The sequence below is a fragment of the Rheinheimera aquimaris genome, from assembly GCF_020531985.1.
Taxonomy (GTDB): Bacteria; Pseudomonadota; Gammaproteobacteria; order Enterobacterales; family Alteromonadaceae; genus Alishewanella; species Alishewanella aquimaris.
Map to the genome: position 1 here is coordinate 106,224 of NZ_JAJAVQ010000007.1, position 14,030 is coordinate 120,253.

The 14,030-nt window shown below is 50.3% G+C and carries 15 protein-coding genes; 4 read left to right on the forward strand and 11 right to left on the reverse strand.

Annotated elements, in window-relative coordinates; all coding sequences use genetic code 11:
* Positions 1 to 138: 138 nt before the first annotated feature.
* From ubiD to fre, 3 genes are read left to right on the forward strand one after another with little or no spacing between them, the layout of a single operon-like run.
* Positions 139 to 1,629 (forward strand): 4-hydroxy-3-polyprenylbenzoate decarboxylase, encoded by a 1,491-nt coding sequence (gene ubiD, locus LHL18_RS18800; RefSeq protein WP_226768237.1) that lies wholly within the window; start codon positions 139 to 141, stop codon positions 1,627 to 1,629.
* Positions 1,626 to 1,904, forward strand: coding sequence for a 2Fe-2S iron-sulfur cluster-binding protein (locus LHL18_RS18805; protein ID WP_134058883.1), 279 nt, complete (start codon positions 1,626 to 1,628; stop codon positions 1,902 to 1,904). Before ubiD ends, LHL18_RS18805 begins: the two co-directional genes overlap by 4 nt.
* Positions 1,905 to 1,931: 27 nt before the next feature.
* On the forward strand, positions 1,932 to 2,639 hold the full coding sequence (gene fre, locus LHL18_RS18810; protein WP_226768238.1) for an NAD(P)H-flavin reductase: 708 nt from the start codon (positions 1,932 to 1,934) through the stop codon (positions 2,637 to 2,639).
* 15 nt (positions 2,640 to 2,654) lie between these two features.
* Here fre and LHL18_RS18815 read toward each other — a convergent pair whose 3' ends face one another.
* Complete coding sequence (locus LHL18_RS18815) at positions 2,655 to 4,007, reverse strand: TonB family protein (RefSeq protein WP_226768239.1); 1,353 nt, start codon at positions 4,005 to 4,007, stop codon at positions 2,655 to 2,657.
* Between the two features lie 106 nt (positions 4,008 to 4,113).
* The gene (locus LHL18_RS18820) at positions 4,114 to 5,445 is read right to left on the reverse strand and encodes a TonB family protein (protein WP_226768240.1); all 1,332 of its coding nucleotides are present in this window, start codon (positions 5,443 to 5,445) and stop codon (positions 4,114 to 4,116) included.
* 163 nt (positions 5,446 to 5,608) lie between these two features.
* On the opposite strand from LHL18_RS18820, the gene LHL18_RS18825 reads away from it, so the two are divergent.
* Positions 5,609 to 6,019: an acyl-CoA thioesterase gene (locus tag LHL18_RS18825; protein WP_230819667.1), complete on the forward strand. Its 411-nt coding sequence runs from the start codon at positions 5,609 to 5,611 to the stop codon at positions 6,017 to 6,019.
* Here the strand turns inward: LHL18_RS18825 and LHL18_RS18830 are convergent, their stop codons facing one another.
* From LHL18_RS18830 to cyaY, 9 genes are all read right to left on the reverse strand, one after another.
* Positions 6,020 to 6,727, reverse strand: coding sequence for a hypothetical protein (locus tag LHL18_RS18830; RefSeq protein WP_134058895.1), 708 nt, complete (start codon positions 6,725 to 6,727; stop codon positions 6,020 to 6,022).
* Positions 6,728 to 6,825: 98 nt separating this feature from the next.
* Positions 6,826 to 8,220 carry a pre-peptidase C-terminal domain-containing protein gene (locus LHL18_RS18835; RefSeq protein ID WP_226768242.1) on the reverse strand — a complete coding sequence of 465 codons (1,395 nt, stop codon included), beginning with the start codon at positions 8,218 to 8,220 and terminating at the stop codon, positions 6,826 to 6,828.
* Positions 8,221 to 8,560: 340 nt separating this feature from the next.
* Complete coding sequence (locus tag LHL18_RS18840; protein WP_134058901.1) at positions 8,561 to 9,085, reverse strand: DNA-deoxyinosine glycosylase; 525 nt, start codon at positions 9,083 to 9,085, stop codon at positions 8,561 to 8,563.
* Positions 9,066 to 10,145, reverse strand: coding sequence for a heme biosynthesis HemY N-terminal domain-containing protein (locus LHL18_RS18845; RefSeq protein ID WP_226768243.1), 1,080 nt, complete (start codon positions 10,143 to 10,145; stop codon positions 9,066 to 9,068). Before LHL18_RS18845 ends, LHL18_RS18840 begins: the two co-directional genes overlap by 20 nt.
* A complete protein-coding gene (locus tag LHL18_RS18850; protein WP_226768244.1) occupies positions 10,142 to 11,260 on the reverse strand; it encodes a uroporphyrinogen-III C-methyltransferase in 1,119 nt (372 codons plus the stop codon). Before LHL18_RS18850 ends, LHL18_RS18845 begins: the two co-directional genes overlap by 4 nt.
* Positions 11,260 to 12,015: a uroporphyrinogen-III synthase gene (locus LHL18_RS18855; RefSeq protein ID WP_226768245.1), complete on the reverse strand. Its 756-nt coding sequence runs from the start codon at positions 12,013 to 12,015 to the stop codon at positions 11,260 to 11,262. The genes LHL18_RS18850 and LHL18_RS18855 overlap by 1 nt, the downstream gene beginning before the upstream one ends.
* Positions 12,012 to 12,941 carry a hydroxymethylbilane synthase gene (gene hemC / locus LHL18_RS18860; RefSeq protein ID WP_264190290.1) on the reverse strand — a complete coding sequence of 310 codons (930 nt, stop codon included), beginning with the start codon at positions 12,939 to 12,941 and terminating at the stop codon, positions 12,012 to 12,014. Before hemC ends, LHL18_RS18855 begins: the two co-directional genes overlap by 4 nt.
* Position 12,942: 1 nt before the next feature.
* On the reverse strand, positions 12,943 to 13,623 hold the full coding sequence (locus tag LHL18_RS18865) for an alpha/beta hydrolase (protein WP_226768246.1): 681 nt from the start codon (positions 13,621 to 13,623) through the stop codon (positions 12,943 to 12,945).
* A gap of 24 nt (positions 13,624 to 13,647) precedes the next feature.
* Positions 13,648 to 13,965, reverse strand: coding sequence for an iron donor protein CyaY (cyaY, locus tag LHL18_RS18870; protein WP_134058919.1), 318 nt, complete (start codon positions 13,963 to 13,965; stop codon positions 13,648 to 13,650).
* Positions 13,966 to 14,030 lie beyond the last annotated feature (65 nt).

Here is a 14,030-nt window from a genome sequence, read left to right on the forward strand (position 1 = left end):
ATAACCTGCTGTAAGTAAAACTCCAATAGTATAAAACGCTATGACACCGCACCCCAGCCGCTTAGCAGGCCAAAACTGGTAAGGGCGGCACAGAGCTGTATAATAGCCGGCATTAACTGACAAGGCCTGATGGCAAGCATGAAATATAACGATTTACGCGATTTTATTGCCCAGTTAGAGCAGCGTGGTGATCTGGTCCGGGTGAAAGCTGAAGTGGACCCGGTGCTGGAGATCACCGAAATTGCTGATCGCACCTTACGTGCCGGTGGCCCGGCGTTGCTGTTTGAAAACGTCAAAGGCCACACTATGCCAATACTGGCCAACCTGTTTGGCACACCGCAGCGCGTCGCGTTGGGTATGGGGCAGGAAGATGTATCGGCACTGCGCGAAGTAGGTAAGCTACTGGCTTTTTTAAAAGAACCAGAACCGCCAAAAGGCTTAAAAGACGCCTTTAGCAAACTGCCTATTTTCAAGCAGGTACTGAATATGTCACCCAAACAGGTGAAAAAAGCGCCTTGTCAGGAGATTGTATTAAGCGGCGATGACGTCGATTTAACCACACTGCCCATTATGACCTGCTGGCCTGGCGATGCCGCCCCCCTGATAACCTGGGGTTTAACGGTCACCCGGGGGCCACATAAAGAACGGCAAAATTTAGGTATTTACCGCCAGCAGTTGCTGGGCAAAAACAAACTGATTATGCGCTGGCTGTCACATCGCGGCGGTGCGCTGGATTTTCTTGAGTTTCAAAAAGCTAATCCGGGACAAAATTATCCTGTCTCAGTAGCGCTGGGCGCTGATCCGGCAACCATTTTGGGCGCTGTGACACCGGTGCCGGATACCTTATCTGAGTATGCGTTTGCCGGTTTGCTACGCGGTGATAATACCGAAGTAGTCAAATGTATCAGTAACGATCTGCAAGTACCGGCAAGTGCCGAAATTGTGCTGGAAGGTTATATCGCGCCCGGTGAGATGGCACCCGAAGGCCCCTACGGTGACCATACAGGTTATTACAACGAAGTGGATAACTTTCCGGTCTTTACGGTGACCCACATTACGATGCGCAAAGCACCGATTTATCACAGTACCTACACCGGCCGGCCGCCAGATGAGCCAGCGATTCTGGGTGTAGCATTGAATGAGGTCTTTGTGCCGATCCTGCAAAAGCAGTTTCCGGAAATTATCGACTTTTATCTGCCGCCGGAAGGTTGCTCGTATCGTCTGGCTGTCGTGACCATGAAAAAGCAGTACCCTGGCCATGCCAAACGGGTAATGATGGGGGTATGGTCGTTTCTACGCCAGTTTATGTACACCAAGTTCGTGATTGTGTGCGATGACGACGTCAATGCCCGTGACTGGAAAGATGTGATCTGGGCCATTACCACACGTATGGACCCGGCACGTGATACCACACTGATCGAAAACACACCGATCGATTATCTGGACTTTGCCTCTCCGGTGTCCGGCCTTGGCTCAAAAATGGGCATGGACGCTACCAACAAATGGCCGGGTGAAACCAGCCGCGAATGGGGCGAACCGATAGTAATGGAGCCCGCAGTAAAAGCCCGTGTAGACAATATTTGGGATAGCCTTGGTATTACACTGCCATTGAAGGAACAGCAGCCGTGAGCCATTTAGTGACCATAGCGCCGGCACAGCTTAGCTTCGCTGTACACGAGGGCGAAACTATTCTGCAGGCCGCGCTGCGTTGTGGCATTGACTTCCCCAACCGCTGCCGGCAGGGCGTTTGTACCAGTTGTGTCTGCAAACTGAAAAGTGGTGAAGTCCGTTATGATGATCCACAACCGTTAACTGAACTGGACAAGCAACAGCAGTTTACTTACTGTTGTCTTGCCTATCCTTGTACTGATCTGGTGTTACACCATCCTTTTATCCGTGGCTAACCCGAAACAGCCATCGCTGAGAGCATTATGACAATAACTTCCTGTACCGTTGATTTAATTGAAGCCTTAACCCCTACAGTAAACCGGATACTGCTGACGCCGCAGCAGCCGGTTAGCTATGCCAGCGGTCAGTACTTGCAGCTTTGCCTGAGCGACAGCGACAAAAGACCATTTTCGATAGCCAGTATGCCGGGCGATAAACAAATCGAACTGCATATCGGCGGCGCTGTTGCCGATCAATATGCCAGCCAGGCTATTGCGCACCTGATGCAGCAATACCAGTTAAAACAACCAGTGAAAGCAGAGGTAGGCTTAGGCAATGCCCATTTCAGGGCAGACAGTACCAAACCGGTTATTCTGCTGGCAGGTGGTACCGGCTTTTCATACATCTACAGCATTGCACAAAGTATTGCTGCTGCCGCACTTGACCGCCCGGTATTTGTTTACTGGGGTGTACGTGAGCAAAATGCGTTATATCACGCCAGCGTAATGCAGCAATGGGCAGCGCAAAATGCCAAATACCGCTTTATCCCGGTAGTACAACATCCGGATGATAACTGGCATGGCCGCAGCGGTATGGTGCATCAGGCAGTACTGGACGATTTTGTTTCGCTTGAAGCTTACGACATCTATGTCGCAGGACCTTTTGCTATGGCCGGCGTAGTGCGGGATGCGTTTATTGAACAAGGCGCGCACCGCGAACAGCTGTTCGGTGATGCATTTGCCTACATCTGAAAATGACAGCGCCCGTTAAGGGCGCTCGTCTGGTGTCTTCCGGGTTTTATGCCAGTTGAATTGCTTTTTCAGCATTTCGGCTGGCTCGTAGTGTTTGGCAATAGCCTGTTCCAAAAACTGCATACCTTGTTCATGTTGACCTTCCAGCATCATGCGGGTGCCGGTCCAGGCCATTACCTCAGCATCTTGTTGAGTTAGCAGGTAACTCTCCCATTGCGGGTCATAGGCCGCCATTACACGCTGCGCATCCAGGTTGCCATTTTTCGCTGCCTGCTCCCACCAGAACATACCAGACATTGAACGCGATGTTTGAATGGATGGCGTAGCAAACACTTTGGACACTCCGTTAACAGATATTCGCTCTATACGGTACACATCTGCTTCAACTTTGCCTTTTAACGTAAGTCCGGTCAGGTCAGCTATCTCGCTTTTTTGCTCAACTTGAGCATTGATTTGCTCGGTTATGGTGCCGTCCTTAGCTACCCGGACAACGGCACTGCCCCAAAATCCATTAAAATTCGCTCTCAAACGGGCCCGATCTTTATAAATGCTGAAATCAGGCTGTGCAGCCAAGGGCAACTCAGGGTCGTACCAAAAGCTGTTAGCGCTTTGTACATCAATCAAAGATAGTAGAGTACCTAACACAAACTGATACTGAGGCGCCCCTGCTACCGCATACTCCCAAAGTTTGTGCTTTTCCATAACGTTTTCAACAGCAGAAAGCTTAACGCCGCCATTCATGGAATAATCCAGCCGCACATGCTGCAAATGCTTCTTGTCGCTGGGCTCATAGCGCCAACGCTTGACTGCCCGAATCGTTGCTTGCTCGAAGATATGTTCAGGGTAGGCATCAAGCGTATCGACAGCTGTCACCTCACCTTGCTCGTTTACAAGAAAACGAACTTTAACATAACCGAAAACACCGTTAGCTAACGCATTTTTGGGATATTCCGGAGCCACCCGCTTAACCGGTTCAGGCATTTCGGTATCATTATCTGTGCCCGCAGCAAGCTCTTTAATCACCAGCAGCTGCTGTAGCTGCTCATAATGATGTGTCGCCTGCTCCAGCTGCGACTCGTTTGCTTTAGCAGCTAGTGTTGCCAGCAAGTCTTTCGCCTGAGGATGCTGTAACTCAGCAGCAAGCATAAAATGCGCTATTGCTTTAACCAGATCTTTGTCCTGGCCCTCGCCCTGATATGCCATAGCACCTAAGTTAAATGCAGCCAGCTCGTTGCCAAGCGGTAGTAAAACCTCAAACTGCTGCCTGGCTTCGGTGTAATTTTGCTGTTCATAGGCTTTTAGTGCATCAAGCATATCTGCCTGCACCGTTGCACAGCCAAATAATGCTAACAACATCCAGTTTCTCATGCTTTGTCCTTGCTCAGTAACCTGTTACTAGATTTACCCAAAACAATATATTAAAAATATGTATAAATAAAGAAACCTGATTGTTTTAACATTTAAAGGTGATGATTCAGGGCTGGAAAAATGCTTTCAGCTCCTGAGCAGAACGGTATCCAGTTTCTGCAGCTTTATTCAGCAGCCTATTGCCCTCTTTGATATTACCGTCGATGATGTAACTTGCACCTTGCCAAGTCATCGACGAAACGTCACCTTTTGAAACCATATACTCTCGCCATTTATCATCAAAAGCTGCTAAGAATCTTTGTGCTTTTTCATCTCCAGACCTCGCAGCAAGATTCCACCAATAACTAGCTGTGTAGTTCTGAGGTATTTTGGCGACTGGCGTTACGACGATTTTTTCGTAATCGGGAGCATCAGGCAAACGGCCAATAAAAAACAAACCAGCCCTATCGACTTTCTCTATTTGCATTTTCAGCAGTTCATTGGCTTTCGGTGATATAAGTTCACTGCCCTGAACAATCTCATGTATTACTCCCTGATCGTCAGTTCGCACTATAGCTATGCCTCTCAGTGCTTTTAATCTAAACTGGGGCGTCATACGTGGTTCAATATATGAAAAATCAGGGCGCTGCAGAGCCAAGTCACCACCTCTTTCTATCAGAAACTTGTAATCACTCTGATTGTGCATTATGTACAACAAGCTTCCCATCGCCTGCTGATGGTCGGCAGATCCCAGCATAGCGTAATCCCAAATTTTGCCTTCATCCATAAGCCTTATAGCCTTATTAAATGAAGCGCCGTCATCCAAAATATAAATAAACTGCATATGCATTATTCTTGTTTCACCTGTCGCCTCGTATCGCCATTTTCTGAGCGCTTTTACACTGGCATAGTCAAACCGCTCTTTTGGATAGCTATGCAAAACATCAACAACCTGGACTTTACCTTCGCCGTCGACTAAATAACGCAATATATTAAAACCAGATAAGCCAGCTTCTTTTGCTTGAAATGGATACTCTGCAGCCCTTGCCCTGACTGGTATTGGATTTATAAATGAAAAATCTGCAGGGACTTCTATCGGTTCGACAGCAATTTGTAGCTGTTCCTGTAAAAGCTTAAATTTAGTTTCAACTTGTGTTTTCTGTTCATCAGATAATTTCAAGCTGAGCTTTTCCGCCAACTTGCCGGCGTTAGGGTGCCCAAGAAAAGCAGCGAACTTAAAAAGTGCAATTGCTTCTGTTTCTGTACTTGCAGTGTCTTGTCCCAGGTGCGCCATAGCAGCTAAGTTATAAGCTGCAATATCATTTCCCAACGGTAGTAAATCGGCGAACTCCGCTTTCGCTTTGACGAAGTCTTTTTCCTCATATGCCCGCAAAGCTTCGATCATATCGGCTTTCGACGTGACAGAAAAAAGCAATGCCAAAATCAACAAGTAGCGCATCGTAAAATCCTTTTATCTTTATTGGTTGCAAAATTAACCCACAAAACCATTTACAAAACAATACCATAACAAAAATGCTTCAAACATGGTATTTGCAACTACTGGTTTGGCCAGTTGTTATGTGCCAGAATTGCCGCACCAGAGTAAATACAGAATGATTAACATGACACATAAAACCCTGATTAAAGTCCGCGGATACCATTTAGATATTTATCAACACGTTAATAACGCCCGTTATCTGGAGTTTTTAGAAGAAGCACGCTGGGGCTATCTGGAAGATAGCGGTGACATTGAGTGGTTTGCCAAACATGGCTTGGCCTGGGTGATTGTTAATATCAATATTAACTACCGTGTAGCCGCCACTATGGGCGATACATTGGAGGTATATACCCGCTTTAGTAAAGTAGGTGGTAAAAGCGCTGTAGTTAGTCAGGAAGTACGCATTGCCGGTAAAGATGCGCTGGCCGCTGACGCGCAGGTTACCTTTGTCTGCCTGGATCAGAAAACGGGTAAAGCGGTATCAATAGAAGGCGAGTTGAAAGCGCGGTTAGAGCAACATATTTCAGAAAACTAATCAGCGTTTGCTGTGCTTTTCCAGCGCTTGCTTTAATAACTCGGCGCTGCTTGCTTTATCGCCACAAGGTACTGTTCTTGTGGCCATTAACCCGTCAAAGCCATCTTTTGTCGGATCAGCGATTTTGCATCCATCTCTAGTGCGGATAATCTGCCTGCCATCATCAAGCTGTGCCAGTACCTGCCCAGCCGGGTCAGTACTTTGCTGGTAGCGGCCTTCTACTGTGATTTTGCCTTGTTGCTGCGCCTGCAAAAACTGCTGGTAACTGGCTTGGGCAGAGCGTTCGATAGCTGACGGATCTGCCATAGCTGCACGGCCCAGCGCCCTGCTGGCAATGCCGGGCTCAACATCCAGAACCGCTGTTGAAGTCCCCGCCTCCATTGTCGGCTTCGGCGCCGGCATATTCTTAGAATCAGCTGACTTTACAGCGGCCTGTGTTGGTCGCGCAGCTGTGGCCTGTAACTGGCCGGCAGAGGGTTCGGAGCGCTGAAGCTTTGCAGGCACGGCTAACTCAGGCTCAGCCGGTTCTGGCGTAACAGACCGGTATAGATAGGAGGATATTGGCTCAGACACAACCTGCACTCGCTTTTGCTTAAACGGCACCTGGGTCAGCGCCAGCAATACCAAAGCGTGCAGCAGCGAAGCGAATAGCAGCGCACGGCCATATAAGCGGAAAAAGAGTCGACATCTGCCAATCACACCGGCCAACACGCTGTCCCTGCATCTGCGGAGCTGAAGTTCGTATCTGACCCACAGGCCGACAAAAAATTCCCCGGTGCTGCTATTTGGCAACACCGGGGTATCACTTAATAAGGGCTGGTCGGTGTGTAGAAACTGCCACTACGCCCATCAATGCTTAAGCGGACCGGGCTTAGTGCTGTGCTGTTGTTCAGCAGATTGTAGCTTTGTCCCGGTAATAGCTTGTAGCGCAGCAGGTTATTAATAATCACCGGCTGACCACAGCTGATTTGCTGGTACTGGGTCTGGCTGTCAGCTCGCAGTACGTAAACCTCATGGCTGCCATCGACCACAGCATTACCATCTGCTGTAATAAACAATGATGTTGCCTCTGACACTGCTACAACCCGGCCAGTGCTGCCCAGCTTGGCCTGGAACACCGCTGAGCGGCCCATACGATCACGCTGCTTAAAGTGTGTATCGGTAATAATGCCACTCAGTAGCGGTATATTGAGGAAGTTCGTGCTGATATTTACCGTTTCATGGCAGAAATCGGTTACAGCCTCAGAACTGATTGCGCCCAGTACGCCATCGGGGTCATAAATAAACTGACCCAGCACATGGTTACCCGCCGAGGTTCCGCCCACTGCACCACCTTTGTTGTACACATGCATCAGCGCATCCTGCACTTTAGTTCCTTGCCACTGGTTCAGGTAATCGGACTGATCACCACCAGCAATAAACACAAACTCGGCACTGCGGATAGCCCAATCTACATAGTCACTGTTAGCTTTAGTGCGGGTGTTTACAATCAGGGTTTCTACTGAAGCGGCGTTGGTCAGGCCCTGTAAATAGCTGTTGTAAGCATCGGTGCCTGAGGTGCGCAACACCACTACATTACCACCTTTGATATGCGGTTTAATACGGTTAGCAAAAGCCGCGTCAACGTCTGTACCACCGCCCATCAGCAATACGGCAGGATTGCTCAGGCTGACACAAACATCACTGTTGTTGCCTACCAGCGTTGCAGACAAACCGCCGGGCTTTGATGGTCTCGGGCCATAATTACAGTTTTCGGGTTCCGGATCAGGATCGGTGCCACCCCCGCCACTGTCCGAGCCGGCAAAATTAACCGCTAACTGATAATTACCGGTGCCACTGTAGCGGGTTACCTTAATAAAGTGAGGCCCGGCCGGTGAAGCAACATAGCTGCCGGTTTCCGGATTACTGCTACTCTGGCCAGAGGCAATATAGCTGCCACTGGCTCGGTATAAAAACCAGTCAAAGTCCGCATTGCTGCCATGACTTAAACTGATACTGATATTACCGGTGGCACCGGTATCGAAGTAATACCAGTCCTGATCGGTTCGATTGCCAATAGCCGCCTGCACCGCTACGCCACTACATAGCGGGCCATCGGCACTGCTCTCGCTATTGTTGCTTTCACTTTCTTGTTGCAAACAGGCCTGCGCATTGCCGCATAGCAATAACGCAACTACGCCTAATAGACTTAGTGCTTTCATTTTTACTTCCTGCTTTTGTATTGTTATAGGAAATGGCCTAACGGCCGTGGTTTCTCGGACAGCAAAATGCCGGACGAAAAATTCGGATGTTAACTACCGCGGGGAGTTTTTCTACTCGTCAAACCACTCAGACAAGTGGTAATCGGTGGCACAGGCATGCAGATTCGCAGGTCGGGCGACCCACAGCTGAGCATATTCAGCACTGCATAAACATGTTGCCATAGCATCATCATGTGACAGGTTAATGAATAATCAATATTGGTGGCAACGGCAATTCTGTCAAGTAAATTAATGGTTTTCTGTCATCAGTGCCGCAAGCGAACACTGAGTGTGTACTGCACTAATCAGACAAGAAAGGCCTAAGCTGCTGCCACTGTGCCAGTTTGGCGTCAAAGCTCATTGCTGCATGCGCCGGGCTGGTTGAAGGCAAGGTAATAAGATGAACAGGCTGCGGTACGATCTGCAGCGGCAATACATAGCGTTTAAAGCTCTGCCAGGCTTTGGCGCCATTAAAACCAATGGCCGCCAGCTGCGGATGACCACAAAAAAAGCCCGCAAAATCATTCACCTGCTCATCGCGAATGGCACTATCGAGGCTGCCGCTACGTTGACAGCTGCCAATCACATCCCACAAAGCGACACCGCTGTTAATCAGCGCCTGTGTTTTTTCCGGGTAAGGCAAATCGGGATTAACGCCAGCTAATGTTGCCATAATCGGCCAGAATAAATTGCGCGGATGGGCATAATATTGCTGCTGGCTTAGCGAAACCGCCCCAGGCATGCTACCCAGTATCAACACCCGGGCTCTGCAATGACTAAGCGGCGGCAGCCCGGTAATAATGGTATCAGCCAAAATGCGGTTCATACTGGCGGGCTTTACTCCATGCCAGTTCTGCCTGTTGTAATTCGCCTTCCTGCTCAGCCAGATAAGCCAACAGCGCATATAGATATCCATTGCTGCTATGTTCACGCAACCAGTGCTGAGCTTGTTTACGCAATTTAAGCACTGATTTGCCGAGCGGGATTTGCCGGATATAGGGCAGCAACATTGGCAGTTCAGCCAATTGCAAATGGCTCAATAGCAGCTTTTCAGCAGCATCGTTCTGGCCATTTTGTGCCATGGCCCAGGCCCGGCCGATATTGGCAGCAGTAGATTTACGTTCTTTTGACGGCAGGTTTTGCCAATAGTCAGCCGTTTCATCAAATTTTTGCTGCTGGCTCAGCTGACTGATTGCCGCCGGGTATATATTAAAGCGTTGCTGCTGCCATTTTTCTTTATCAAACCACTGCTGTTTTAAGGCTGCGGGCACCATTTGCAGCAACTGTTGCCACTGCCCGGCTTGCTGCAGTGCATATAAATACAGCTGGCCCAGCCCTTTATCTTGTGTGTCGGCATTAACCCGTTCAGCTAATAACACACAAGCCTGCCCGGCCTTGCCTTGTTGCAACAAAATATCTGCCTGGACAAAGGCGGTGCTGTCATGCCCTTCGGGTAGCGTAGCCACATAGCTGTTTGCCCTTGCGGCATTGCCCGCATAAAAGGCAGCATAGGCAGCTAACAGGCGTTTTTCGTCCTGCATAAAGTCGTCGTGTAACGCTTTGGCTAAATATTGATCGGCCAGTTGCCATTGCTGTTTGGCATAAGCCTGCAGGCCGAGCTCGTACGCCTGCTGGGCCTTACGCTGACGGCGCCAGCGCAGGAAATTAAACGAAACATGCTGCAGACGCAGTAACTTACGCAGCACGACGCTGAGCAACCACAGCACAACCGCTGCCAACAGTAGCATTATGATCAGGCCCAACGCGGTCATTTCAAACACTTTGCCGGCGACAATCACTTTGATATAACCCGGATTGTTTACCAGGGACGGGCCAAACAACATTGCGGCCGCTAAAGCCAGGATCAGAAGCAGCCAACGTATCATAAGCTGCTCTCCGTCAGTTGCTGCTGGTACTGCTGCAGTTGTGCCAGACTGGTTAACGGTGAGGCTTGCACCAGGGCAACATCAACTGCAGCCAGGCTGGCCAGTTCTGAGCCGAGTTGTTGTACCTCTGCATTGTCGGCATCAAAATAACGTTGTAGCTGATCGCTGGCTTGCTGCAATGCTGCAGCAAATACCTGGCTCTGATGCTGCATCGCTGCCAGCTGAGCCAGCAACAGCTGCTGCTGTAAGCTGGTTCGCAGCATTAATTGTTGCTCGGCACTCAGGCTGAAGTAGTCTTCCGGCACGGCACTGCGCACCCGGATAAGCTGGCTCCAGCTTTGCTGCCAGTAATAACTCAGCGTTTCACGCCACTGGCTTAGCTGATGCCCAGGCGCTGCAACTGTCTGCTCAGCCTGCTGTTGCTGCTTCAGTGGCAAGGTGCTGCTAAGTTTACGCATCTGCTGCAGCTGAATATACAGCTGGCTCATGTCCGGCACATTGATCTGTTTTAACTGTTTGCTGTCGGCTGCAATCGCCTGGCGCACAGGTAACAACGACGGGTCATCGAGTTTCGACAACTTTTCGTCGGCACTGCCAAGCAAGGCTATAGCAGTAGCATAATCCTGCTGCAGCCACACTTTCTGTGACGCCAGCTGCAACAGGTATTCGACTTCTGCCAACAGCCAATGCCGTGGCGGCGCACTGTCACGCTCCTGCACCAGTTGGCGCAGTGCCTGCATTTGCGCCTGATTTTGCGTCAGAACCTGCTGTTGTTGCTGTTGCAGCCGCTGTTCCAGCTGCGTCAATCGCTGCTGCTGTTCTGTTTGTATTTGCTGCTGCAGCTGCGACGCTGCATCTAGCTGCTGTTGTTGCTGTTCGGTTAAACGCTGCAGGTTTTGCTGAGTAACTGCAGTATCGTGCTGCAGCTGCTGAAATTCAGGCCATAGCCAGTAACCACCCGCGCCCAAAGCGCATGCCAGCAACAAAACCAGCAATAAACTTAAACCACCTATAGCGCTGCCGCCGCTACGTGGCGCCGGCTCTGCATCAATTTTTTGTTTCAGTTGCTGCAGTGGTGCATCCATTTCTGATGCACGCTCTAAGCTGTCACTCATTAATATTCCCTCTTAAGCTGGCTGATAGCAGCCAGTAATGCGCTGTCATTGGCATTCACGGCAAGTGTAATATTCTCAGGCGCTATTCCAAGCGCCAGCGCGCTGTCCTGCATTCGCGGGCTGACCAGGATCCAGTCACATTGCTGTAACCAATACTGATTGGCCGCTGGTACCAGACTGAACAGCTGCTGCAAAATTTCGTTACTGGTTGCCACAATACAACGAATACCTGCAAGCTGCCACTGCTGACACAGCAAGGCACCGTCCAGCGGCAGTGGCAAGCGTTTATAGCTCTGAATGTAGCGCACTGTTGCTCCGCGCGATACCAAACCCTGTTTAATCAGCTCGCGCCCGGCGGTGCCCCGCACTACCGCCACCGTTTTACCTGCAACCTGCTGTAACTGTGGTAACTGCAATAAGCCCTCGCTGCGCTGATCTTCGGGAACAATAACTTCCCGCGCCAGCCAGCGCTGCAACGCCATAGCGGTCGTTTGCCCGACAGCGAAAAGTGGCGCAGTCAGCACTGCTGCATCAACCTGGCTTTGTAAACAACTTACCGCACTGACACTGACAAAGATCACGGAGTCAGCCTGCTGCAAAAGCTGAATGTCCTGCGTTTTCAGCCCCACCTGCGCAGTGGTAATCAGCGGCTGATACAAATAGGCAATACCATCGTCATCCAACGATGCCAGCAGGTTATCTGCTTTACCGGCTGGGCGCGTGATCAGAAATGGTATTGCACTGGTGCTGGTCATGGCGCAGCCTGATACACGTCCTGTAAAATTCGATCTGCCCCCTGGCTTAACAAATGCTCTGCCAGAGCGACGCCCAATTGCTCTGCCTCTGCTACAGGTCCCCGTAACTGATGACGGATAATTTCACTGCCATCAAGCGCACCAACCAACCCGCGCAGCCACAAGGTATCGTTCTCAATTACCGCGTAAGCGCCTATAGGTACCTGGCAGCCGCCTTGCAATTTACGGTTCATTGCGCGCTCGGCCAGTACACAAATGCGGGTTTCACGATGCTCCAGTGCAGACAACAGCTGCTGCACCTCTTTATCATCGCTACGGCACTCAATACCAACAGCGCCCTGACCGTTGGCAGGCAAACTGGTATCAACCGGCATCAGCGCTGCGATACGCTGCTCAAACCCCAGCCGGATAAGCCCGGCCGCCGCCAGGATAATGGCGGCGTATTCGCCGTTATCAAGTTTTGCTAAACGGGTATTCACATTACCACGCAAGTCGCGCACCGTTAAATCCGGTCGCAGCGCTTTAAGCTGGCACTGCCGGCGCAGGCTGGAAGTACCGACAACGGCACCAGGGGGCAACTCGTCTATTGATTTAAACTGGTTCGATACAAAGGCGTCCTGCGGGTTTTCCCGTGGACAAATGGTATGCAGCATCAGGCCATCCGGAAACTCTACCGGCACATCTTTCATACTGTGCACGGCAATGTCTGCCCGGCCTTCCAGCATGGCTTGTTCGAGCTCCTTAACAAACAAGCCTTTACCACCAATTTTGGCCAGTGGCGTATCCAGAATTTTGTCGCCCTGAGTCGACATCGGTACCAGCTCAACCGTCAGGCCCGGGTGATGGCGCAGCAATTCGGCTTTCACGTATTCTGCCTGCCACAGCGCCAGCGCACTTTTGCGCGTTGCAATTCGGATTGTCTTCATATTAATTCTCTGCCTGAGCCAGTAAACGCCGCTGTATAAAGCTGCTGATATCTGCCACTTCCTGTGCACAAACACTGTGTGGCATGCGGTACTCATGCCAGCTAACATTAAAGCCGGCACTTTTCAGGCTATGGTACGCCTGTTGCCCGGCGAACATAGGTACCACCGGGTCCTGATTGCCGTGCGCAACCAACACTGGCGTGGTTTTATTCAGATTATTGCTCTCGTCTTTTAATTTATCGGGTGCGCACATATAGGTTGACAGTGCCATTACGCCAGCCAGTTTGTATGGCAACCTTGGCAGCAAATGCAGGGCAATAACACCACCCTGACTGAAACCGGCCAGAATAATGCGCTCACTACTGATGCCTTCACTAATCAGCTTATCCAGCAGTTGCTGCACCGCAGCTGCTGACTCACGCACACCTGCTTCATCAGCACGGTTAGTCAGGTCCATCGTTTTAATGTCGTACCAGGCGCGCATACGCATGCCGCCATTTACCGTTACCGGCCGCTCTGGTGCGTGCGGAAACAGAAAACGGATGCCAGCGTCAGCGGGCAAACGTAACTCCGGAACTATTGGCGAAAAACCGTGGCCGGAATCACCCAGCCCGTGCAACCAAACCACTGCAGCGCGGGTATTGCCCTGCGCTTTTACATCAACAAAAGGAAGCAAAGCCATTACCTCATTCCAGTCAGTATACGCTTATGGCGCCAGGTTAATCGCAACACCAGCCTGCTTTGAAGCTGCGTCGTTTAATAATTGCCAGAACTCTGCGCCAGTACGGTTATCAATCCACTGACCGTCTTGCCATTCAAAATGATGACCATTAAATTTGGTCGCCACCCACAACTGGTGCAGCGGAGGTTGCTTATTAATAATAATCTTGCTGCCATCAGCAAAGCTGATACTCAACAGGCCACCGTGGGACTCATAATCCAGATCTGCATCTGCGTCTTCCACTGCCTGCTCCACAGCCAGCAATACGCTGTCGGTCAAATCATCATATTCTAGGTCATTCATCTGCTTCACCTGTTTGCTTTTATCGCTAAGGATGCGATTATAGAGCGCAACCACCATAAAAAAAT

Coding starts and splice junctions, on each gene's coding strand:
- LHL18_RS18840 (WP_134058901.1), bottom strand. CDS start 9,085: ATGAACCGCATTTTGGCTGATACCATTATTACCGGGCTGCCGCCGCTT.
- LHL18_RS18820 (WP_226768240.1), bottom strand. CDS start 5,445: ATGCGCTACTTGTTGATTTTGGCATTGCTTTTTTCTGTCACGTCGAAA.
- LHL18_RS18865 (WP_226768246.1), bottom strand. CDS start 13,623: ATGGCTTTGCTTCCTTTTGTTGATGTAAAAGCGCAGGGCAATACCCGC.
- ubiD (WP_226768237.1), top strand. CDS start 139: ATGAAATATAACGATTTACGCGATTTTATTGCCCAGTTAGAGCAGCGT.
- hemC (WP_264190290.1), bottom strand. CDS start 12,941: ATGAAGACAATCCGAATTGCAACGCGCAAAAGTGCGCTGGCGCTGTGG.
- LHL18_RS18835 (WP_226768242.1), bottom strand. CDS start 8,220: ATGAAAGCACTAAGTCTATTAGGCGTAGTTGCGTTATTGCTATGCGGC.
- fre (WP_226768238.1), top strand. CDS start 1,932: ATGACAATAACTTCCTGTACCGTTGATTTAATTGAAGCCTTAACCCCT.
- LHL18_RS18850 (WP_226768244.1), bottom strand. CDS start 11,260: ATGAGTGACAGCTTAGAGCGTGCATCAGAAATGGATGCACCACTGCAG.
- cyaY (WP_134058919.1), bottom strand. CDS start 13,965: ATGAATGACCTAGAATATGATGATTTGACCGACAGCGTATTGCTGGCT.
- LHL18_RS18825 (WP_230819667.1), top strand. CDS start 5,609: ATGACACATAAAACCCTGATTAAAGTCCGCGGATACCATTTAGATATT.
- LHL18_RS18845 (WP_226768243.1), bottom strand. CDS start 10,145: ATGATACGTTGGCTGCTTCTGATCCTGGCTTTAGCGGCCGCAATGTTG.
- LHL18_RS18855 (WP_226768245.1), bottom strand. CDS start 12,015: ATGACCAGCACCAGTGCAATACCATTTCTGATCACGCGCCCAGCCGGT.
- LHL18_RS18815 (WP_226768239.1), bottom strand. CDS start 4,007: ATGAGAAACTGGATGTTGTTAGCATTATTTGGCTGTGCAACGGTGCAG.